This window comes from Stenotrophomonas sp. STEN022 (assembly GCF_056760155.1).
This window is the reverse complement of the sequence record NZ_JBRREG010000055.1, coordinates 1-22,844: the sequence shown is the minus strand read 5'-3', so window position 1 is coordinate 22,844 and position 22,844 is coordinate 1. Positions and strand designations below refer to the sequence as shown.

The window sequence follows — 22,844 nt, the reverse complement described above, 5'->3', positions numbered from 1 at the left end:
TGATCATGGAATTTTTCCTTGTATTTCAATGCATTGAAGTTTGTTGCAGCTGATATTGTAAATCCCGCACGAGTGAAATTAATATTTCGTTCAGCTGTAACGAAAACTACATTTCCGTGCAACGCGGTTGCAACAGCAGTTTGCCAAATCAATGGACCAAGGAAATTTGATGACCCGCAGCACTAACATCACCCGGCTCAAGCGCACCGCGCTGGCCATCGTCCTCACCTCGGTCATCGGCGCCGCCGCTGCCCAGAGCACCACCGGCTCCCTGTTCGGCAACGCACCATCCGCCGCCGGCGCCACCATCACCGTCCAGAACGAATCCGGTCTCAAGCGCAGCGTTCCGGTTGATGCCAATGGCCGCTACAACCTCGGCTCGCTGCCGGTGGGCAAGTACTCCATCAGCCTGGAGCGCGATGGTCAGGTCATCGACAAGCGCGAGAACGTGCTGTTGCGCGTCGGCGCGGGTACGGAGGTCTCCTTCGGTAGCGAAGGTGCCACCACGCTCGACGCAGTGACGGTTACCGCTGCCAGCATGCCCAAGATCGACGTCAGCAACACGGTCTCCAAGTCCGTGATCACCTCCGAGCAGCTCGACGTCCTGCCATTGGGCCGCTCAGCCGAAGCCATCGCCCTGCTCGCTCCGGGCGTGGTGAGTGGCAGCGGCTTCTTCACCAACGGCTCGCGTTCGGTGCTGTCGTTTGGCGGCTCCAGCGTCACCGAGAACGCCTACTACCTCAACGGCTTCAACACATCCAATCCGCTGAGCAACATCGGTGGTGTCAGCCTGCCGTATGGCTCGATCGACCAGCAGGAAACCTATACCGGCGGCTACAGCGCGCGCTACGGCCGTTCCACCGGCGGCGTGATCAACCAGTTGGGCAAACGCGGTACCAACGAATGGCACTTCGGCTTCCAGACCACCTGGGCACCGGACTCGCTTGCCGCCTCGCCGCGTGACATCTGGTACCCGAGCGCGACGCTGGGACCGGATTACGTTTACTCCAATCCGAAGAAACCGGGTACGTTGTACCGTTCTCGCAACAATGACACCGCCACCCGTACCACGGTAAGCGGCTATGTCAGTGGCCCGTTGATCGAAGACCGCCTGTTCGTTCACTTGGCCGCAGAAACGGACAAGAAGGATGGCGTGTCCACCAACAGCGTCGCCGCCAGCACGCAGGCACGCGACAACTACACCATCGATACGCCAAAGTTCTACGGCAAGATCGACTGGAACATCACCGACGACCACACCCTGGAATACACCCGCATCCAGAACACCGACCGCACCAGCGGTTACTACACTGCCTTCGACTACGAAACGCTGAACGAAGGCGGGCGCACTGGCTCCTTCTCCGACACGACCAAGATCAAGGACGACTACGACATCTTCAAGTACACCGGCTATCTGACCGATGACTTGACCCTGAGTGCCGTCTGGGGCCGAAGCAAGCAGAGCAACCTGCAGTACAACCCCGGCGAATCGAACAACCCCTACCTCAGCGGCGTGACCCTGCAGGATCCGAAGATCACCGGCGGCAAGCCGATCCGCAACGATCAGGCCAGCCGTGACACCAAGGCTGACAATGCCGGCAGCACTACCCGTGGTCTACGCGTGGATCTGGAGTACCGCCTGGGCGATCACCAGCTCCGCGCTGGTATCGACAACATGTACTACAACGCGAAGAACGAAGGCCAGAAGATCACCGGCCCCGGCTATGCGTGGTATTACTCAAAGATCGCACCGGACAAGTCGCCGAGCCCGGGTTTCAACATCACACCCCCGGGTGGTGACGGCTACTTTGCCTACAAGTACGTCTTCGCCACTACCACCAGCATGTCGGTCGAGCAGAAGGCCTACTTCCTGGAAGACAACTGGCAGGTTACCCCGAATCTGCTGCTGACCCTTGGCGTGCGCAACGACAAGTTCACCAACTTCAACAGCGCAGCCGTTGCATACGTGGAAAGCGGCGACCAGTGGGCACCGCGCCTGGGCGCCAGCTGGGACGTATTCGGTGATTCCTCGCTGAAGGTATTTGCCAACCTGGGCCGTTATTACCTGGCGCTGCCGAACAGCGTCGCCATCCGTGGTGCGTCGGCATCCACCTTCACCCGCGAGTACTACACCTATACCGGCATTGATGCCAACGGCATCCCGACCGGCCTGACCGCGCTCGGCCCGGGCCCGGTGTCCTCCAATGGCGAATATGGCGTGACCCCGGATCCGGCAGGCGTCGCGCCGACCGATCTGAAGTCGCAGTACCAGGATGAGCTGATCCTTGGTTTCGAAAAAACCATTGGTGAATCCTGGAACAGCGGCGCCAAGGTCACCTATCGTCGCCTGCAGACCGCGATCGACGACATCTGCGATCCCGACCTGATGGAAGCCAAGCTCAAGTCGATGAATGTCGACACGAGCGGCCTCGAGATCCCGGGCTGCGTGATCTTCAATCCAGGCAAGACCAATACCTTCCTGGCCAAGCATGTGGATGGCTCCGGCTATACCTCGTTCACCATGAATGGTCAGGACTGGGGCTATGGCAGCACCAAGGCCAAGCGTGACTATGTTGCGGTCGACCTGTTCCTTGAGCATCCGATGACCGACAAGTGGTACGGCCGTCTGGATTACACCTGGTCGCGCAATTTCGGTAATACCGAAGGCCAGGTGAAATCGGATATCGGTCAGGACGATGTATCCAAGACTCAGGACTGGGACGCAGCGGTACTGATGGAGTACGCAGGTGGTTACATGGCCAACGATCGTCGCCACCAGCTGAAGGGCTTCGGTGCGTACCAGTTCAATGACGAATGGACCGCATCTGCCACCGTGCGCATCATGTCGGGCATGCCCAAGACCTGTCTCGGCTTCTACGGCAGCGACCACAGCGAACCGGCAGCCGGCTACGGCGCTTCCTTCCACTACTGTGACGGCAAGCCGTCGAGCCCGGGTGACGCCGGTCGCCAGCCGTGGACCAAGCAGCTGGACCTGGGCGTGATCTATCGCCCGAGTTTCGCTGACCACAAGCTGGCGCTGGGGCTGGATGTATTCAACGTGTTGAACGAACTGAAGCAGGTGCAATCCGATGCCCGCTTCGAGGCCAACCCGTACACCGTATCCAACACCTACGGCATCGGCACCTACTACACCGCGCCGCGTTCGGTGCGCCTTACCGCGTCCTACGACTTCTGATAAAGAAGCGCAGTCGCAAAGCAATCTCTCATTGAAGATGTACTTGAAACCCCGGCCTGGTGCCGGGGTTTTTTTATCCGCGGCAGCAACCGCTGCGAGCTGCTGTACCCGCACCCACCAACACAATGCAACCGCAAGTTCCTCACAGAACATCCTGACGTCCGAAGTAAGTTGTTCACGAAATTGACAGATGAAAAAAGGCCATAAATAAAAGTAAAGACCCTCATATTCAACACCGTAATTTGTCAGGCAACAGACTGAGTCGCCAAATCTCCTTGAGATTTCCGTCAGCAAGGCACTCGCAACGCAAGGTTTGAGAGTCACCTGCCAACTACTCCTTTGAGGGGATTCGATGAGCACTTACACACTGACAACGCGCGTCTTCCACCGCGCTGCACTGGCATTGATGCTGGGTGCAAGCGTGACCTCGGCCCATGCCCAGAGCACCACGGGCGACATCATTGGCAATGGCTCCGCATCACAGCGGGTACAGATAAAGAATCTGACCACCGGCAACGCACGCGAGGTGCAGGTTGCAGCCGATGGCAGGTTCCGCATCTCGGCACTGCCCATCGGCGAATACGAGGTATCAACGCTGGATGGCGATACATTGGTTGGCACCGCCAAAGTACGGGTGATCGCCGGGCAAGCAAGCACAGCCAACTTCGCAGCAGCCGACGCCACCTCGCTGGACCAAATCACCGTACGAGGGCGGTGGCCGAACCAGATTGACGCCACCAGCGTGGAAACCCGCACGACCTTCACCGCCGAGCAACTCAATACCTTGCCGGTGGCCCGCGACATCACCAGCATCTCGCTGCTTACACCAGGAACTGTTGCCAGCTCCGGCTACTTCGGCCCGGCCTCTTTCGGTGGCGCGTCGGCGGCCGAAAACAGCTACTACGTCAATGGCTTCAACGTCACCAATCTGTACGACAGCCTGTCGTTCTCGGAGGTGCCATTCCAGGCTATCGACCAGCTCGACGTCCAGACCGGTGGCTACGGCGCCGCCTACGGGTTTTCCACCGGCGGCGTTGCCTCGGTCAACGTCAAGCGCGGCAGCAACGAGTGGAAAGGCGGAGTCAGCTGGGCCGGCGTGCCCGCCGGTCTGCGCGAGAAAAACCCGGATACCTTCCGCACCGATGGCAGTCTGTTGCGCTCCTACGACAGGAACAGCAGCAGTACCAACACCTACACCGCGTGGGTTGGTGGCCCGTTGATCGAAGACAGGTTGTTCGTGTTTGCCTTGGGCGAGTTCGGCAACTCCAAACAAACCCTCTACGGCGCACGCGTTGGCAGCCAGATACGCAATGCCGCTGACCCGGATACGCCGGTGGTTCCAGCCTCACTGGACACAACTGCTTACGACTATGAGTCGAAGACCCCGTACTGGCTGGTCAAACTCGACTGGTACCCCAATGATGCGAACCACATCGAGTACACCGGTTTTGACAACAGCAGCCGCTATACCTACGACTATTTCAATGCGGCGTATAGCAACGATGGCAGCAACGGCAAGCCGTCCAAGGTACGAGCATTGGGGCAACTGGTTGGCAAGAGCGGCGGCCAGACCGACATCTTCAAATGGACCAGCTACCTGACCGATACCTTCACCGCATCGCTGCAATACGGGCAGATGCGCAACCGCAACTCACAGTTCACCATCAGCCCCGATGGCACCGTGAGTTCCTACGATGGCCGCATCAACGGTAACAGTGGCGCATGCCCCTATGTGATCGGTGCCAGCGGCTCGCAGATAGGTTGCGCCCCAACCGACGTGGTCAACATGCAAGGCGGCCATGACAAGCGCAGCAACACCCGCCTCGACCTGGAGTGGCAGCTGGGCAAGCACAAGCTCAGCGGCGGCTACAGCGACGAAGACTGGGATTCCACCGCAGGCACATCCTATTCGGCGGGCGCATACTGGCGGCTCACCCCAGCCTATGCCTACCTGATCAATTTCCGCACTGGCGGCGGAATTGACATCGACCAGAAGTCCTGGTACCTGGATGACCACTGGCAGATCACCGACAACTTCATGCTCTACGTCGGCGTCCGCAACGATTCGTTCGAGAACAAGAACGGCTCGGGCGCCACATTCGTCAAGCAGGACAATATCTGGCAGCCACGCCTTGGCTTCACCTGGGACGTGCTCGGTGACGGTAGCAGCAAGCTGTATGCATCGCTCGGCCGCTACTCACTGCCGATCGCCGCCAATGTTGCGCTGCGCGCAGCATCTGCCTCGTACTACACCTACAGCTACTACAGCTATAGCGGCTATGACCCGGTCAGCGGTGTTCCCTATGTCACCGGATCCTATGCCGGCGGCGCATACGACTTTGTCGTGAACGGCGAGGACGGCAGCACACCGGACCCGAAGGCCGTCGCCAGCAAGGGCCTGAAGCCCTATACCCAGGATGAAGCCATCCTCGGCTATCAGTACGAGCTGCACTCGGACACAAGCTGGCTCGATGCATGGACGCTCAGTGCAAAGGCCACTTATCGTCGCATCAACAATGTCATCGATGACACCTGCGATACGCGCCAGCTGTACCACGTTGCCGAGGACGCCGGCTATGACGTCTCCAGCTGGGGCGGCGAGTGGGGCGTGCGGGAAGGACTGCCCGGTTGCTATCTGTACAATCCGGGCCGCGACCTGACCCTGAGCCTGGATGTGGACGGGAACGGCAGCGCTGAAACCCTCACCGTTGCCGCCGACAAGCTGGGCCCGGAGGCCAAGCGCTATTACAAGGCATTGACCCTGGCTGCGGAAAAACACACCGACAAGTGGTATGCCAGCTTCAACTACACCTGGGCCAAGCTCAGCGGCAACTACGAAGGTCTGGTGAAGAGCACCAATGGCCAGGACGACACCGGCACCACCTCGGACTTCGACTTTGCCGAGATCATGTACGGCGCCGACGGCTACCTGTTCAGCGACCATCGCCATACGTTCAAGCTTTACGGCGGCTACAACGTCAACGATGAGTGGCACGTGGGTGCCAATATCCAGGTGCAGTCGGGCGCACCGATCAGCTGCCTGGGCGGCGGTGCGGGTACATTCGGCACCGAGTATGGCTATGCAGGCGTATTCCACACCTGCAACATTGGCGAAGACGATATCTCGAGGCTGGGCGGCTCCGGCCGCACGCCGTGGACACTCAACTTCAGCCCCAATGTTGTCTACAAGCCGAAGTGGGCAGAGGGCCTGAGCATGCAGCTCTCGGTACTCAATGCCTTCAACTCGATCAAACCGTTGCAGGTATATGAGACCAGGTACTCGTACAACTCGGCAGGCACGATCACCGACTTCTACAACTACCGGGCCGGCAAGTACTACACCACGCCGCGCTACGCCCGCCTGCAGCTGCAGTACGACTGGTAGGCAGCAAGCCAAAGCAAGATGGCCACGGGTGATTCCAGCCGTGGCTACCTGCAATCAGCGCGGCTCGCCATTCCAACACCTGCCGAGCAGGCGGGTTCGCACAATCACTGGGCAATGCTGATATCGAGCCTGCTGCCCACCGGAGCTTCATTGCCACTGTAGTCTTTCGCGGTGATCTGGATCGTATAGTTGCCCGGCTGCAACTCCATCGGCTGCAGCTCGCCACCGGCCAACAAACCATCACGCACGGTATTGGTCAGCACGTAGCGGAAGCGGGTACTGCTGCTGCCATGCACGGTGATGCCGCTGTCCGCGGCATAAGCGAGCTTCACCGCTTCGCGTTGCGGCGGCATGCGGTTGAAGATGATGTTGGTACGCGGCTGTTCGTAGCCGGGCAGCGCGCGGCCAGTGGCGTCGAGTATCTGGTAACCCAGGCTGTACAGGCCAAGCCGGCGTCGCGGCAGATTGTTGTCGACCTGGTCCCAGGCCTCCACCACCAGCTGCAGGCCACCGCCATTGCGCAGCACCTGCAGGCGATCACCCACCTTGTCGGTCAGGCGCTGGTTGTTGCTGTCGAGCAAGGCGATGTCGTCGATCTTCGGCGCGACGTGATCGGCGTAGTTGGAAAAACCAAGACGCACCGCGTTGCGCTCGTAGCCGGACGGGCCTACGGCAAGATGCACATGCGCCTGGTTGTTGATGCTGCCAAGCGCGTCTCCGGGCTGGAAGCGGGTGCCGCGCCGTACACGCACGCGATCCAACTGGCCGGCGTCGTCGTAGACGAGCTGCATGCGTGCCGGATCCAGTGCGCGATTGGCAGCGTCGCGGCCAACCTTCATGTGGATGTAATCGAGCTTGTCCAACGACAGGCCTTCGGCCTGGCCGCCCAGCGTCCAGGTCGATGCCGGGCTGCTGACCTTGGCGCTGGCGATGGCCAGCACGGTCTGACCCACATCACCGCGCACATCGAAACCACTGTGCAGGTGGTGCCTGCTTTCGCCGCTGAAGTTGCCACGCACCTCGCCCAGCGTGCCTGTGACTTCATGCCAACCCAGCTGGGGTGCCAGTGGCCAGCGGCCTTGGTTGGCGGGTAGCGGGTTGTCCGGCGACGGCCCGAGTTGCGCAGGCACATCAGCAGCTGTTGCTGTGCGCGGCACAAGGTGGTGAATGCGATAGGCATCGGCGTCGCTCAACAGCAGGCTGCCATCCGGCGCCAGCGCCAATCCTGCAGGGCGCGCGAAGCGCTGGGCATCGTTGCCCGCCACGGCCACGATATGGCCGTGTGGTGACAACTGCACCACGCGGCCGCTCAACCGCTCGCCAACATAGACCACGTCGTCATGGGTGATGGCCAGCGTCATCGGCCCCCACAGCACCCGATCAGCGTTGGGCATGCCAACCCGGGTACTGACCATGCCGGTGCCGCTGACCGTGCGCAGCGCGTTGTTCTGCAAATCAGCGACCCAAAGATTGCCGTGGCTGTCGAACTTCAGGTCGGTCGGCGTATCAAAACGCGCCTGTGCGCCCTGCCCGTCTTCCCAACCCGGCAGTGCACCGCCAGCCAGGGTGCTGACCGTGCCGTCAGCAGCAATCACACGGATACGGTCATTCCAGGTATCGGCGACATAGACGCGGCCGTCCGCAGCCACTGCCACGCCCATCGGTCCATTGAAGCGCGCCTGCGCGCCCTTGCCATCGGCGAAGCCCGGCGTGCCATCACCGGCCAGGGTAGTGACCTGGCCCTGCGCGCTGATCCTGCGGATGGCATGGTTGCCGGAGTCCGCCACATAGAGATTGCCCTGTCCATCCAGGGCGATGCCCGACGGCGTGTTGAACTTCGCCGCGGCGCCTTGGCCGTCGGCAAAGCCTTCAGTGCCACCGGCCAGAACCTGGAAGGCACCGTCCAGGCCGCGGTAGAGAATGCGGTTGTTGTCGCCGGCATCGGCGACGAACAACAGGCCACCACCCATCGCCAGCCCCCAGGGATCACTGAAACGGGTCTGTGCTGCCTTGCCGGCGCTGTTACCCGCCACGCCGTCGCCGCCCAGCAACTCGATCTGCGCCTGCCAGCCCAGCGCTGTAGGCGGCGGGCCAGCCGGTACGGGCGTCTGCGGTGCCCACACGAAGGTGGCAGCAAGCGCGGCGCCGGTCACGGCGATGACGGCAATTACCCAATGTTTGCGATCCATGTACACCCAACCAACTACGGACCCGGCACGATAGACGCTCACGGCCCGCGGCGAAACCGCCGAAAGCCCTGCATGGTGGAGAACCGTATGCATCTATATCTGCAAGAAGAGGTGATCCGCCTGCAGGCTGGGCAGAGCACGGATATCGGCCTGTCGCTGTCACTGCCCTCGCTGCTGGAGGCGGGACTGCAGCATTTCCCGCCTACGGAGCAGGCAATGGAACAGGCCATCGCCAGCACCGAAGATGCCCTGATGCCATGGATTCCAGCGCTGCGCCTGGATTCGCTGAAGGTATTGGAGTGTGCCGATGCGGTGCTGGCGCCCTTGCCGGGCGTGCTGGGCTATCCGCCGCAGGCGATCTGTGAGCTGGACATCGACGAAGTCGAGCGGGCGTTCAACCAACTGGCACAGGTAGCGGCGGGGATGCCGGCAAAGAGCCTGGATATCCCCGAGCGCCCGGACTTCGTCGCCGCGCTGGTGGTGGTGCGCGAGCTGATGCATCACGTTGGCTGGGAGCAGTTGCGGTTGCTGGAGCCTGGGCTGGCTGCTGCTGACAATTGAAGCCAGGGCAAAAGCACCCCTCCCCAACCCTCCCCTGCTGCGCAAGGGAGGGGGCTCAAGCCAAAGCTGCGGCGCCGCGCGAACTGCCCCTTCCCTTTGCCGCAGGCAAGGGGAGGGTTGGGGAGGGGTGCTCTTGCCCTGCTTTTGCCTCTCTCAGTCCCGAAAAACCCACTACAAAGCAGGCTTCTCCGGCCCCGTCCCCATCGCCTCCCGGTAACGCCCGTACAAGGCCAACACCTTGTCCACGTACTGCCGGGTCTCCACATAGGGCGGCACTCCGCCATACCGAGCAACCACCCCGATTCCGGCGTTGTACGCCGCCGCCGCCAGCGTCCGGTCACCGTTGTAACGACGCAGCAGCGACCTCATGTAACGCGCACCACCGTTGATGGACTGCGCAGGCGACAAGGGATCACTCACCCCGTACTCGGTTGCCGTCTCCGGCATCAACTGCATCACCCCCTGCGCACCCTTGGGCGACACCGCTTTTTCATCGAACGCACTTTCTGCATGAGCAACCGCACGCAGCCAGGCATCGTCCACACCGGTGGCCTTGGCAGCGGCACGGAATTGCGGGGCATGCCGGTTCAACTGCGGCGCGCCTACACGGCCCAGACCTTCGTGGGCCGGCTCGCCGGGCGGCGTGGCTACGGTGAAGCGCAGGTAAGGTATCGAGCCCGGCAGATTCCGGGTGGAATAGACCAGCTTGCCATCCTGCTCACGCTCATACAGGGTGCCACTGAACACACCGAAGTTGCCCCAGAGATTGGGGGTCTGCACGGCGTTGTCATCGATCTCGATGGCCTTGCAGTTGGAACCCGGCTCCGGCGCAGTGGCCATGCTGACCGTGCCTTTCTGCACGCAGCGGTACACCGTGCGCGCCTGCAACGGAGCGCACAGCCCGTACAAGAGCAGCAACAGCACAAGTGCGGCCGCGCGCGGCATGGGGCCAGATCCAATCGTGAGGAAGGAAACGATGCTGAGCCTGCTTGTTTGAATGGCAGGTGATGAAAAGCCCGCCAATTGCGCCCAGAATGAATACCTGCTTTCCAGCCCCATCCAGCGCCCATGACCGTGCCCCTGCTCGGCTTTGACAACCCCCAGTTCCATACCGGACGCAACACCAGCGTACGGCGAGGCGCGCGTTGGCATGGAGTGGCGCAGGCGTGTATCGAACTGGGTGAAGGCCGCCAGATTGGTCCAATCTCACTGCAGACCGAGCTGCGGGCCTTTGATGCCCTGGATGAAGCCGATCTGCGCGATGAGCATGATCCCGGCTGTCGCACGCCTGCAGGATTACTTGCGGTGATGCAGCGCTTGTATCCCGGGTTTCGCAGCGATGAGCTGGTGACGCTGGTGCACTTCTGGTTGGAGTAAGAGCACAGCGAATAGATTGGCTTTGGCTTTGGCTTTGGCTTTGGGCGTTTCCCTTCTCCCGTTCACGGGAGAAGGTGGTGCGAAGCACCGGATGAGGGGAGCTTTTGCTTTTGCTTCAAGCAAAAACCAAAATCGCAAAAGCTCCCGCCACAATCAACGCCCCTGCGCTGCCCGCAGATGCGCGCCTACCGGACCCGAGAACGCGCGCCCATCGGCCACATCCCAATTGATCGACCAGGTCATCACGCCACGGAAATCCGGATGCGGCTGGCTCGGCTTCACCTCATCGCATTGCTTCGCCGTGGTCAGGCAATCGAAGGCACGATTGATATCCGCCGGCGTCGCATAACCATTGCCTGCAGCGCGCAGACCCGACGGCAGGGCCAAGGCAACCTGGTCCGCACGCAGCCCCGCAAAGCGTCCCTTGCCACCGGCCAGATCAAACCCTTCGATCAGCATCCTGGCCGAGCCCACCATCATGTCCACGCTGCCACCCGGATACTTCTCAGCGCGGTACGGCGTGGGCAGACCACCGTTGTTGTAAAGCTGCACATGCAGCAGATCCAGCTCCTCGCGCAGGCCATCGATCAGCGGCAGATACGCACCCCAGATGCCTTCCATAGACACCATGCCGCCCTGCACATACGGATGCTCCGGCGCCATCGACACATACAGGTTCGGGTACATGCCATGCAGGCGCTTCACCGCCGAAATCAGATGCGGTGTAACCGGCGCACCGTGCACCACACCTGCGATCTTTTCCAGATCGACATCGATGCCATCGAAGCCGTAGGTATTGATCGCATCGGCGGTGGTGCGGACGAAGTTGTCTTCATCACGCTGCGTGTTCAAGGTCACCGTGCCCAGCTCGCCACCGAACGACAGCACCACGATCTTGCCCTGCGCACGCTTGGCGGCGATGTCGGCAATCAGCTGATTGCGGTCCAGCGCGGGATCCGGGTTGAAAGCGACCTTGCCTTCGCCCATGTCATCGGCGAAGGCAAGCACGATCACGTCCCAGCTCTCATCCACCTTGCCTACCGGCAACAGGCCCTGACCGTTGTCGAAGTTGTGCAGATAGCCGACCAGCGCATGCCTGGGCAGCGCATGGCTATGGCCGGGGGCGACGCCCACGCCTGCGGACGGCACCGGCACCGGCGCTGCCTGACAGCCGAATGTGGAAGCAAGCACCAGCGTGGAGAACAGCAAACCGATCGACTTCATCGCAACACCAGAAAGGGAAGACGCCCGATTCTAGGCATGCGAAACCGGCTAAAAACCATTCAAAGACAATAACTTAGGAAAGTCGTCCTGTTTTGTCCCGGTTTGTCCGGCAGCTGACGCGCAGGCCGCTCAGCGAGAACCGGCAATGGCGACAGCCAAGCCCGCCGCTGGCCCAGGATGACCGCCGCTCAAGTGCACATTTTCATGCGTCGCTCGGCATCCCACAGTGCGCGCCGGGCCATGTCATAGGCGCTGTCCGCGGCACTGAGCAGGCTGTGCTCGGCCTCCACCGGATCGGCGCCATTGTTGAAACGGTACTCGGCGCGCTGCAGCGCATCCAGGTGCGTCATCACCGGCGCAAGCCACTGCCGGCGCTGCTGTCCATTGCAACGCGGATAGCGCTGCTCCAGCGCGCCCAGCGCAACGCGAATGCGGCGGCTGGCTTCACCCTTCATGTCCGGCGCTTTCTCGTAACGGATGGGCGCGGCCTTGTAGGCATCGCCGGTGGCTTCGCTACCGAGATCGGACTTGCGCTCATGCAGGCTGGGATTGAACGCCACCTCGGGCGGGCGCCGTGCCTGCGCAGGTTGGATGTCCGGGCCGTGAATCAAACGCGCACCAATCTTCCCCAACGTCGGCGGCTTGGTCTTGTCCTCGAACATGCCGGAAACCATTTTCTCCAGCGGCCGCTCGCCGACGCCGGTAGCCAGTTCATCACGGTGTTCGAACACTCGCTCGGTCGCACTCTTCTGGCGTGAATCAACGCCGTCCTTGGGCACCGCCAAGTTGCCGTCCTTGCCATACAGTCGCTGCGACCACCCCGCCTGCGATGCCGCAGGTGCGCTAGCAGCAGTCGTCACAGCCTCTACCGGCGCAGGTGGCGCATTGGCCACAACCGCTCGCCCAGCGACCACTGCCGCGACCGGTGCTGCCTGCTCATGCGAAACGGCGGCTGTCGTCGCTTGTTGCGGTAGCGGCGCCACGGCAGGCGCCGTTGACGGCGCCAACCAGCGCAGCTGGATCCGCGCCTCTTCCCGCGCCACGTTCAGCTCCGGCGGCTGCAACATGAGGCGCACCAACCCTGACATGACTGCCAAGGCAATAACGCCGGCGGTCAGTCGGGTCGATAGCGGTTCGGCTGAACGGTCAGAACGCATGCAACTCCATCAGAAACACGGCGCAGAGCACTCACCGGCCCTGTCACGGTACAAACGCACAGGACAGAGACCGACAAGAGCGCAACGAGTTCCACGATTGTGCCCTTCGAATGGGTGAACCTGTGGCAAGAGTGGGTCATCATCGGGCAAACGCCGTCATCGTTCGCAGCACAAGGAGCCGTACGTGAATACCGTTGCAGCACAGAACCTGGATGAAAGCATCGCCAAGCAGCTGTTCTTTGGCCATATCGCCGAAGATGTGCTGTTCCCCTACCCGCAGATCCGTGAGCGTGACCGCGAGATGCTGGGCGCGATGACCGATGCCATCGACCAGTTCCTGGCCGACAAGACCGCCGAGCTGCGCCAGTACGACCGCGACGCCGAGCAGCCGCCGGAATTCATCCAGGCGCTACGCGACATGGGCCTGTTCGGGCTGATCATTCCGGAGGAATTCGGCGGGCTGGAGCTGTCCAACGGTGCCTACGCGCGCGTGCTGGGCCAGACCAGCAGCCATGACAGCTCGGTGTCGCTGACCATCGGCGCGCACAGCTCGATCGGCATGAAGGGCTTGTTGCTGTTCGGCAATGACGAGCAGAAGCAACGCTACCTGCCCAAGCTGGCCAGCGGCGAGATGATCGCAGCCTTCTGCCTGACCGAATCCGGCGCCGGATCCGATGCCGCGGCCATCCGCACCAAGGCACATCGCAACGATGACGGCAGCTGGACGCTGAGCGGCGAGAAGATCTGGATCACCAACGGCGGCATCGCCGACTTCTACACCGTGTTCGCGCGTACCGACACGCCGGAAGGCAAGGTCACTGCCTTCATCGTCGAAGCCGGCTGGGAAGGCGTCAGTCACGGCCCGCACGAGGACAAGATGGGCATCCGCGCCTCGTCCACCACCACCGTTGCCTTCAGCGATGTGCACGTTCCCGCAGCCAATGTGCTGGGCCCGGTCGGCAAGGGCTTCAAGGTGGCGATGAACATCCTCAACAGCGGCCGCACGGGTCTGGGCGGCGGTGCTGTTGGCGGCATGCGTGCGCTGATCCGCATGGCCTGCGCACAGGCCAGCGAGCGCAAGCAGTTCGGCCAGTCGATCGCCGAGTTCGGCCTGGTGCGCGAGAAGATCGCACAGATGACCGCCGATTGCTTCGCCGCCGAAAGTACGGTGTGGATGGTGGCGCACCTGATCGACAGCGGTCGCACCGACTACTCGGTGGAAGCGGCGATGAGCAAGATCTTCGCCAGCGAGGCGGTGCAACGCAGCTGCTACGAAGCGCTGCAGATCGCCGCCGGCAACGGCTTCATGCGCGAACTGCCCTACGAGCAGATGACCCGCGATACGCGCATCCTGTCGATCTTTGAGGGCACCAACGAAATCCTGCGCCTGTACGTGGCCCTGAATGGCCTGAAGGGCGTTGGCGCGACGTTGAGTGAACTGCAGAGTGCAGTCGGCGGCATTTTCAACGACCCGATCAAGGGCTTCGGCGTGCTCAGCGATTACGCTGGCCGCCGCGTGCGTGAGGCGACCGGCTATGGCACCGGCCGCATCCGCGCACCGCTCAACGATGCGCTGCGACCATTGGCGCGGCTGTGCGAGAAGTACACGGTTGAACTGTCCAAGGCATCGGACCGGTTGCTGCGCAAGCACGGCAAGAAGATCGCCGACCAGCAACACGCGCAGAAGCGCGTAGCTGACATCGCCATCGACCTGTTCGTCGGGCTGTGCGTGCTGTCGCGTGTGGAGAGCCTGCTGCAGGCCGGTCACCCAGCGGCCGAAGACGCGGTGAAGATCGCCCGCCTTTTTGCCCGCCGGGCGCGTCGGCGTATGGCCCGCAATGTCCGCGGATTGGAGCGCAACGAAGACGACATCGTCGAATCGCTGGCCGCATCGGTACTGGAACGCGGCGGCTACGCCTGGGACGTGATGTAAGCCCTCTGGTGTTTGTAGGAGCGGCCTAAACCGCGAAGCCACTGCACCATCCGCCGAGAAAGTTCCTGCAATTGCAAACCCCAGGCAACCGGCAAGTGCATCAGCTTCGCGGCTGATGCCGCTCCCACAACAGCATCACCTGCGGCCAACGCTTGTGGGAGCGGTGTAAACCGCGAAGCCACCGAACTACCGGCCGAAGAAGATCCTGTAATTGCAATCAACCTGGTGATCGGGAGTTCCACCGGCTTCGCGGCTTACGCCGCTCCTACAAAGCTGGGTCCTCCACAGCCAGCTCACCCTCGCGCAACACCCGCCGCATCAATGCCCGTGCCTGTCGGTCCAGCCCCTGCACGCGCGGCTTCACACCATGGTGGCGATAGCGGCTGACCACCTTCTCCAAAGCCGCCACTGCGGTGATATCCCACAGCTGCGCACCGGATAGATCAATCGTCACCGCACGCCCTTCAGCAACACGCGGATCAAAGGCATCAATGAAGGCATCCGCGGACGCAAAGAACACCTGCCCGCGCACCATGTAACGAAGGCTGCCATCGGTCTGATCCAGCGCTTCCACGCGCAGCAGCCGCGCCACCTTCAGCGCGAAGAACACCCCGCTCAGCAGCACGCCCACGCCAACACCGGCCGCCAGATTATGCGTACCCAGCGTCACCGCTACCGTCGCCAGCATCACCACACCGGACAGGCGCGGATGCCGTACCAGCGCGCCCAAGCTGCGCCAATCAAACGTGGACACACTGACCATCACCATGATCGCCACCAGCGCGATCACCGGCACCTGCCCGACCCAGGGCTTCAGCAATACCATCAGCACCAGCAGGAACACGCCAGCAAACAAGCTCGACAGCCGACCACGCCCGCCATATTTCACGTTGCCCACGGTCTGCCCGATCATGCCGCAGCCGGCGATGCCGCCGAACAGGCTGGCGGCGATATTGGCCACGCCCAGACCCGTGCACTCCCTGTTCTTGGAACTCGGCGTATCGGTGAGCTCATCGACCACACGCGCCGTCATCATCGATTCCAGCAAGCCCACCATCGCGATCGCCAAGGCGGGCATCGCGATGATGCGCAGCGTCTCCAGATCAAGCGGCAATGATGGCAGGCCCATCCATTGCGGCAGCGCATCCGGCAACTTGCCTAGATCCGCGACGGTGGGTAGATCAAGCTTCAGCCACGACGCCAGCAGGCTCAGCACCACGATGCAGATCAGCGGCGAAGGAATCGCCCGTACGCCAGGCAGGGGCAGCCGCGGTAGTCCATAGATCACCAGCAGGCCCAGCGCCAGCATCGCCCAGGTGGCGGCAGTGGCGCCGTGCAGCTGCGGCAGCTGCGCGGCGAAAATCAGGATGGCCAGCGCATTGACGAAGCCGGTGCGCACCGAACTGCTGACAAAGCGCATCAATACGCCCAGCCGCAGCACGCCGAACACGATCTGGATCACGCCCGCCAGCAGGCCCGCGGCAAACAGATACGGCAGACCATGCGCACTGATCAGCGGTGCCGCCACCAAAGCCACCGAACCGGCAGCCGCCGTGATCATCGCCGGCCGCCCACCGAACACCGCGATGACGATGCTCAGCACGAAGGAAGCGAACAGGCCAACCTGCGGGTCCACCCCGGCCACGAACGAGAACGCGATGACCTCGGGGATCAGCGCGAAGGTGGCCACCGCGCCAGCCAACATTTCGCGCAGGGGATTGGCACGCCATTGCGCCAGTTCAGAGTGCAGGAAGGACATACGGACTGGCTGCCGGTGCTGGCCGATGAGGTGCGGCAGCGCAGGCAGAATCAAGATGAGGGGCGCGAATTATGCCTGCTTGGGTTGCTGGGCGCTGGTCGCTGGTCGGTGCAGGGTTCCCGGCAAAAGCCTGAACGTCCAAAGCTACCCCTCCCCAGCCCTCCCCTTGCCTGCGGCAAAGGGAGGGAGCTCCTGCCCCTCCCTTTTGCGTAGCAGAGGGGAGGGCTGGGGAGGGGTAGCTTTTGGAGCAGAACCAAAACCCCAAAATCCACCCTGCGGTAGCATTCCCTCCCCCGCATCAGCTTCGTACCCATGCCCCACTACACCGGCCCGCTGCTCACCCGCCCGCTGCTCGAGCAGCTACAGAGCGCCCAGAAGAAGGGCAGCAGCGAGCTCAGCGCCTCGCTCGACCTGGGCCGCCGCCAGGAAACCATCGGCCTCAACGCCGACAGCTGGCAGTACCGCGGCAAGCACTACCCGTGGCCGGCCAAGCTCAAGGACCGAACCATCTACTACTGGGATGGCGAGGAGTTCAGCGCCGCCTCGCGCTTCGGCAGCGGCCTGTACAAGCTGGTACCCACCGACTGGGGCATCCCCACCTTCGAGATCGACGGCATCAAGATGCTGGTCAGCGCGCAGATCTCGCCCTTGGACGATGCCCGCCGTAAGGTGGCGCTGGTGGAGCCTCGCGGCAAGCAGGTGCTCGATACCTGCGGCGGCATGGGCTACTTCGCCGCCTGCTGCCTGGACGAAGGCGTGGCCGGCATCCGTTCGTTCGAGAAGAGCACGGAAGTGCTGTGGCTGCGCACCCTGAACCCGTGGTCGCCGGACCCGGATGGTGAACACGCAGGCGGCCGCCTACAACTGAACCACGGTGATGTTTCCAAGGAAATCGAAAGCATCCCCGATGCCTCGATGGACGCCGTTCTGCATGACCCACCGCGCTTCGGCATTGCCGGCGAGCTGTACTCGCAGGTGTTCTACGATCACCTCGCCCGCGTGCTGCGCAAAGGCGGCCGTCTGTTCCACTACACCGGCGCCCCCAACAAGCTGACCAGCGGCCGCGACGTGCCCCGCGAAGTCGCCACGCGCCTGCAGAAGGCAGGGTTCAAAGCCGAGCTGGCGCTGGATGGCGTACTGGCAGTGCGCAAATAACCCGCTTCTGTGGGAGCTGCGTAAGCCGCGAAGCTCGTACCCCATCAAGCCCCGGTCCAACGGCGGTTTCATCGACCCCAGCTTCGCGGCTCACGCCGCTCCCACAAAAAACATAGCTGTATACGCCCCACCTTCACCTCTTCCGCGCGACACTGCGTATTCCGAAGCGGAGGCAGCCCATGGCAACCGAAACCGTACGCGGCAAAACCGTCACCATTCACTTCGACGGAGAGCGTTGCATCCACTCACGCAACTGCGTGCTCAGCCATCCGGACGTGTTCGTGCCGAATGTGGTTGGCGAATGGATCCACCCCGATGCGGTCGCCCCGGAAGAAGTGGAGCTGATCGCACGCAACTGCCCCTCCGGCGCCATCCGCTACGAATACAACGACGGCAGCCACAGCGAACCTGCGCCGGTGGTCAACCTGGTGCATATCCGTGAGAACGGCCCACTCGCCTTCAATGCTCCACTACTGATCGCCGGCAAGGACGAAGGCTTGCGCGCCACGCTATGCCGCTGCGGCGAATCGCATAACAAACCCTTCTGCGATCACCGCCATGTCGAATGCGGTTTCATCGCCACCGGTGAACCGGTAGAGAAAAAGTCCGAAGCACTGCCACAACGCGATGGCCCGCTGCAGGTAAATCCAACCAGGAACGGCCCGCTGCACGTGATCGGCAATCTCGAAGTGGTCAGCGGTACCGGCCGCACCATCGACCGGGTGACCGATACCTGGCTGTGCCGCTGCGGACACTCCAACAACAAGCCCTTCTGCGATGGCAGCCACAAGAAGGTTGGGTTTCAAGCGGATGGCGAGTAGCTCGCCGCATCAACCTGAGCCACGCGAGTCATCCAATAACTTCGAGTCATGCACTGAATTGGAGTGCTTACATCACCCGCAGCCAGGCGCTTTCCCGCCGGAACTGCTGTTGCCAGTCAGGTCACGAAGGATCAGTCAAAGATCGTACGAAAGCAGGTCATACCCCGTCGCCGCGCGCACCACCCGCTGATGCACGAACGAGCCACTGCCGCCGTTGCTCAGCACCACGATGCCTCGCCTGCGCTGCGCGTCACCAATGGCGAAATTCTTGAAGATGCCGCTGTTGCTGCCGGAGTGGTAGAACACCGGGCCATCACGGGTCTGCTCGGTATTCCAACCCAGTCCTTTCTCGGTCCAGCGGCCGGGCAAGATGATCTGCGGCGTGAGCATGGTTTGCCGCGCAGCCTCGCTGATCTCCCACGACGCGCGTTGCCGGCCCGCCATCATCAGACTGAGGAAGGTCGCATAGTCCTGCACCGTCGTGCGCAGGCTGGCTGCCGCGTTGGCGAGGATATCGCCCGGCCATGTCACCAGACCCGGCGGCGCCAGCTTCAACACTTCCGGCATTGCACGTTCGGCATCTTCATATTTCCAGGCAGACAGCGGCTTACCCCAGCGATTCGCAACCTGCTGGGCGACGCCCCATTGGTCGCGAAGGACTTGCCTTGGCACTCCGCCATCAACACGGTCATGCGCGGGATGACCATGGACCGAGCGTGCCGCCAAATCCGCGTTCCATGTATAGCTGCTGTCCTTCATGCCAGCCGGACCAAACAGATGCACCTGCATCGACTCATCCAGGCTCTGGCCGGTGATTGCTTCAACCACCAGCTGCAGCCAGACGAAGGCCTCACCGGAATAGTTGATGCGCGTACCAGGCTTCACCATCGGCACCAGCTTCTCCGTCGCTGGCGACTTGCGCCAATCGGGCAGACCCGTCGTATGCCGCAACACATCGCGTGCGGTGACCAACGCAATCCACGGATGATCGCCGAGATAGTCCGGGCGACGGTAACCCACCAAGGGAACATCGAGATCGATGCGTCCCTGCCCCACCAACTGCATCACCAGATAGGCGAACACCGGCTTGCTGAGCGACGCATCCTCGAACACCGTGCGCGCATCCACAGGCGTGCGTGTCTGCACGTTGGCAAAGCCAAAGCCACGACTCCATGCCACAGCACCCTCATCAACCACGGCGATGCCAACGCCCGGAACCGCGAAGGCCTGCATGATCCGCGGCAACTCGGCGAGGAAGGTATCGTCCGGAATCCAACTGCTGGCGGTGCCCTTGCACGGCACAGCCAGCGCTTGCGCAGAAGGCAACGCGGCGAGCATGCCCAAGCTTGCGGAGTGGGTGATGAAGCGACGACGACCTGAATCTATGCAAATCGGCATTGCCAGCAGCCTCCGATGCGGATTGCTGAGCTTAGCCGGTGTTCCGGGCGAGTTGGGCGAAACATCTGGACGCGTTGTCGCCCGCATGCAGACCCACACCCACCTCCAAAAGAACAACAGCGCGAAGCCTGCGCTCCACGCTGTTGTTCCAGGGGCAAGGGGCTGGTGACAGCCGCGTGACTCAGAACGAATACGCCACCGTGACACGGGCATTGCGACCCGGCTCGCTGTAACGGCCAATGCCGTCATCGTTGACGTAGCCGTACAGCGTATTGGTGCCCTTGTTGATCACCCGCACGCGCTGCCACAGGTAGTACTCGCGATCGGTCAGGTTGTAGAGGCCTGCGGTCACCCGCAACTGCGAGGTGATGTTCCAGCTGCCGGTGAGATCCAGCACAGTGTAGCCATCGGCCTTGCCCGTCCACGCCGGCACCACCTGCGTGCCATCGGCCGATGTGGTGTAGGCATCGCCGGCGCTCTTGCCCCAGGCGTGGGTCAGGTTGGCGCTGACGTTCCACGACGGCGAAGGCGCATAGCGCACGCCCAGTACTGCGCTGGCCGGCACGATGCTCTCCAGCGGATCACCATTGCGCTTCTCGCCCTTGCTGTACGCCGCCGCCACCCGCGACGACCACGCGTCGGCGATCTGCCAGCGCCCTTCCAACTCGGCGCCCTTCACCGTCACCTTGCCCGCATTGACCGGCATCGTACTGTTGTAGGTGTACTGCACCGGACCGGTTGCGGTGGTGCGGTAGCCATTGGCATACCGCACCGCCGTGGTCACCGTCTCGATGAAGTTGTCGTACTGGTCGCGGAACACCGAGAACCCCAACTGCGCGCGATCGGTGGTCCAGCGATAACCCAATTCGATGTTGAGGCTCTTCTCCGCATCCAGATCCGGATTGGACATGGAAGTATCGAGCTGGATCGGTGCACCACTCACTGCATCGAACGCGGCACTGGCGCTGGTCGGCGAATACAGATCCGCCACGCTTGGTGCACGGAAGCCACGGCCAAGCTGCGCCCACAGCGCATGGTCGGGCAGGAAGCGGAACTCCGCCCCCACCTGCCAGCTCGGCGCCGAGAAGCGAAGGTCACGCACGCTGCCGGTCTTGTCGACAAAAGTGCTGTCTACCTGCGGCGAGTAATCGTAGCGGTCATAGCGCAGGCCACCGCTGAGCTGCAGGCGCTCGTCGAACAGGCTCAGGCTGTCGCGCACGTACAGGTTCCAGGAGCGTGCATCGGTCTTGGGCACTTGCCGCGGATCATGCTCCACGCTGGCAATACCACCGGCTGCATTCCAGCGGGTATCCACTGCGGTGTAGTCGATGTCGCGCTGCTGCCAGGCCAGGCCGTAGCCGATGTCATGCCGCACCGGGCCTTCCACCACCTTGCTGAAATCCAAAGCTGCGCGGTCCAGGGTCTGCTCGGTGGCGCGGTCTTCGCTGCGCTTGCAGGGAGCGCCACCACCCGGGCAACCGCTGCCGGCCAGAATGCGGGTAACGCCGCGGCTGTCGGTGATCTGGCGGTCCAGTTGCGCATCGAGGGTGTCGAACAGGGCGTTGCCTGCACGCCACTGCCAGCTCACGCCATAACGGTCGCGGTCATTGCGATCGTCGCCCCTGCGTTCGAGGTAGCCCGGCGCGTAGACGCGGGAAAGATTGTCGACTTCGTTGTGGGCGCGGCCGCGCTCGTACATGAAGCCCAGGGTGTGCGCGTCCGACAACTGCAGATCGACCTTGCCCAGCAGGTTGTCGCGCGTGCTGTCGACCGGATCCGGCGTGCGTCGACCGACACCGATCCGGTCCACCGTGCTGTCGTACCAGCTTTCGCTTTCATGGCCTTCGCGGCGGGTATAGACCAGCATCGACTCGACGATACCGGTGCGGTTGGCGATGCTCAGCGTGCCCATGGTCTCATCGTTGGAGCCGCTGTAGCCGAACTTCACTCCTACGTGGGTGTCGTTGCCTTCAGCCTTGAGATAGTCCGCCGGGTCCTTGGTGGTGAACACCACCGCGCCGCCTAGCGCTCCGCTGCCGGAGGTGATCGAATCAGCCCCCTTGACCACCTGCAGGCTCTTCAGCGTATCGATGTCCACATCGCCGCGGCCGCTGCGGAAGAACTCATAGGAGCGCGCGGTCTCCACCGATTCGGCCAGGCTCAGGCCATCGACAGTGATCGCCACGCGGTCGCTTTCCAGACCGCGGATGTTGAAGCCGTTGTCACCGAAGCGGCCCATGTCGACCACGCTCACGCCCGGGATGTAGCGGATGGCCTCTTCCATGTTGTTGGCCATCTCGGCATCGAGATCGGCGGCACTGAGCACGGTCACGTTCTGGTTGCGCGACTTGCTCTTCTTTGCCCGTTCGGCCTCAACCCGGACCGTGTCCAGGTTCGAGGCGTCAGCCAGCGCTTCGGCGCAGGCAGTGCCGGACAGGCTGGCCAGAACGGCCAGCGCAAGCAGTGATACAGCTGAATTCATGAGAGATCTCCACAGAAAGGTAATGGCGGGAATACGCCGTTCCTGGCTGCTCGATCACATGGACCATGCCGGCTGGGGGGCATGGGGGCCCCGCGGGGGGCGGGTGAATTGAGGAAATGGAAAGAGCCGGGGGGGGGCGCGGGCCGGTGGCGGGGGGGGCCCGGGTGGGGGTGGCGGAGGTGGGGCGCGCCCCCGGGGCGGGGTGGG

At 62.6% G+C, this 22,844-nt stretch carries 14 protein-coding genes; 7 read left to right on the top strand and 7 right to left on the bottom strand.

The window, feature by feature from the left end:
- Positions 1 to 169: 169 nt before the first annotated feature.
- Both ACVOMF_RS12585 and ACVOMF_RS12580 read left to right on the top strand, forming a co-directional pair.
- Entirely contained in the window at positions 170 to 3,196 is a 3,027-nt protein-coding gene (locus ACVOMF_RS12585) for a TonB-dependent receptor (protein WP_481509601.1), read from the top strand.
- A 352-nt stretch (positions 3,197 to 3,548) separates the two neighbouring features.
- Positions 3,549 to 6,581 carry a TonB-dependent receptor gene (locus ACVOMF_RS12580; protein ID WP_481509600.1) on the top strand — a complete coding sequence of 1,011 codons (3,033 nt, stop codon included), beginning with the start codon at positions 3,549 to 3,551 and terminating at the stop codon, positions 6,579 to 6,581.
- A gap of 104 nt (positions 6,582 to 6,685) precedes the next feature.
- On the opposite strand, the gene ACVOMF_RS12575 is transcribed toward ACVOMF_RS12580, so the two are convergent.
- Entirely contained in the window at positions 6,686 to 8,770 is a 2,085-nt protein-coding gene (locus ACVOMF_RS12575; RefSeq protein ID WP_481509599.1) for an NHL repeat-containing protein, read from the bottom strand.
- A gap of 87 nt (positions 8,771 to 8,857) precedes the next feature.
- Between ACVOMF_RS12575 and ACVOMF_RS12570 the strand changes: the two genes are divergently transcribed.
- Positions 8,858 to 9,331 carry a hypothetical protein gene (locus tag ACVOMF_RS12570; RefSeq protein ID WP_481509598.1) on the top strand — a complete coding sequence of 158 codons (474 nt, stop codon included), beginning with the start codon at positions 8,858 to 8,860 and terminating at the stop codon, positions 9,329 to 9,331.
- A 171-nt stretch (positions 9,332 to 9,502) separates the two neighbouring features.
- Here ACVOMF_RS12570 and ACVOMF_RS12565 read toward each other — a convergent pair whose 3' ends face one another.
- Positions 9,503 to 10,276, bottom strand: a complete 774-nt coding sequence (locus ACVOMF_RS12565) for a lytic transglycosylase domain-containing protein (protein ID WP_481509597.1) — start codon at positions 10,274 to 10,276, stop codon at positions 9,503 to 9,505.
- A gap of 123 nt (positions 10,277 to 10,399) precedes the next feature.
- On the opposite strand from ACVOMF_RS12565, the gene ACVOMF_RS12560 reads away from it, so the two are divergent.
- Entirely contained in the window at positions 10,400 to 10,708 is a 309-nt protein-coding gene (locus ACVOMF_RS12560) for an ASCH domain-containing protein (RefSeq protein ID WP_481509596.1), read from the top strand.
- A gap of 153 nt (positions 10,709 to 10,861) precedes the next feature.
- Here ACVOMF_RS12560 and ACVOMF_RS12555 read toward each other — a convergent pair whose 3' ends face one another.
- Positions 10,862 to 11,932 carry a chitinase gene (locus ACVOMF_RS12555; RefSeq protein ID WP_481509595.1) on the bottom strand — a complete coding sequence of 357 codons (1,071 nt, stop codon included), beginning with the start codon at positions 11,930 to 11,932 and terminating at the stop codon, positions 10,862 to 10,864.
- Between the two features lie 188 nt (positions 11,933 to 12,120).
- A complete protein-coding gene (locus ACVOMF_RS12550) occupies positions 12,121 to 13,089 on the bottom strand; it encodes a hypothetical protein (RefSeq protein WP_481509594.1) in 969 nt (322 codons plus the stop codon).
- A gap of 184 nt (positions 13,090 to 13,273) precedes the next feature.
- Here ACVOMF_RS12550 and ACVOMF_RS12545 point away from each other — a divergent pair, with 184 nt between their 5' ends.
- The gene (locus ACVOMF_RS12545; RefSeq protein ID WP_481509593.1) at positions 13,274 to 15,022 is read left to right on the top strand and encodes an acyl-CoA dehydrogenase family protein; all 1,749 of its coding nucleotides are present in this window, start codon (positions 13,274 to 13,276) and stop codon (positions 15,020 to 15,022) included.
- Between the two features lie 265 nt (positions 15,023 to 15,287).
- Here the strand turns inward: ACVOMF_RS12545 and ACVOMF_RS12540 are convergent, their stop codons facing one another.
- Positions 15,288 to 16,781: a SulP family inorganic anion transporter gene (locus tag ACVOMF_RS12540; RefSeq protein ID WP_481509592.1), complete on the bottom strand. Its 1,494-nt coding sequence runs from the start codon at positions 16,779 to 16,781 to the stop codon at positions 15,288 to 15,290.
- A gap of 312 nt (positions 16,782 to 17,093) precedes the next feature.
- On the opposite strand from ACVOMF_RS12540, the gene ACVOMF_RS12535 reads away from it, so the two are divergent.
- Positions 17,094 to 17,936 (top strand): class I SAM-dependent methyltransferase, encoded by an 843-nt coding sequence (locus tag ACVOMF_RS12535; RefSeq protein ID WP_481509591.1) that lies wholly within the window; start codon positions 17,094 to 17,096, stop codon positions 17,934 to 17,936.
- A 179-nt stretch (positions 17,937 to 18,115) separates the two neighbouring features.
- On the top strand, positions 18,116 to 18,757 hold the full coding sequence (locus ACVOMF_RS12530) for a CDGSH iron-sulfur domain-containing protein (protein ID WP_481509590.1): 642 nt from the start codon (positions 18,116 to 18,118) through the stop codon (positions 18,755 to 18,757).
- Positions 18,758 to 18,892: 135 nt separating this feature from the next.
- On the opposite strand, the gene ACVOMF_RS12525 is transcribed toward ACVOMF_RS12530, so the two are convergent.
- Both ACVOMF_RS12525 and ACVOMF_RS12520 read right to left on the bottom strand, forming a co-directional pair.
- Entirely contained in the window at positions 18,893 to 20,155 is a 1,263-nt protein-coding gene (locus ACVOMF_RS12525) for a serine hydrolase domain-containing protein (protein ID WP_481509589.1), read from the bottom strand.
- 181 nt (positions 20,156 to 20,336) lie between these two features.
- Positions 20,337 to 22,637 carry a TonB-dependent hemoglobin/transferrin/lactoferrin family receptor gene (locus ACVOMF_RS12520; RefSeq protein ID WP_481509588.1) on the bottom strand — a complete coding sequence of 767 codons (2,301 nt, stop codon included), beginning with the start codon at positions 22,635 to 22,637 and terminating at the stop codon, positions 20,337 to 20,339.
- Positions 22,638 to 22,844: the final 207 nt, after the last annotated feature.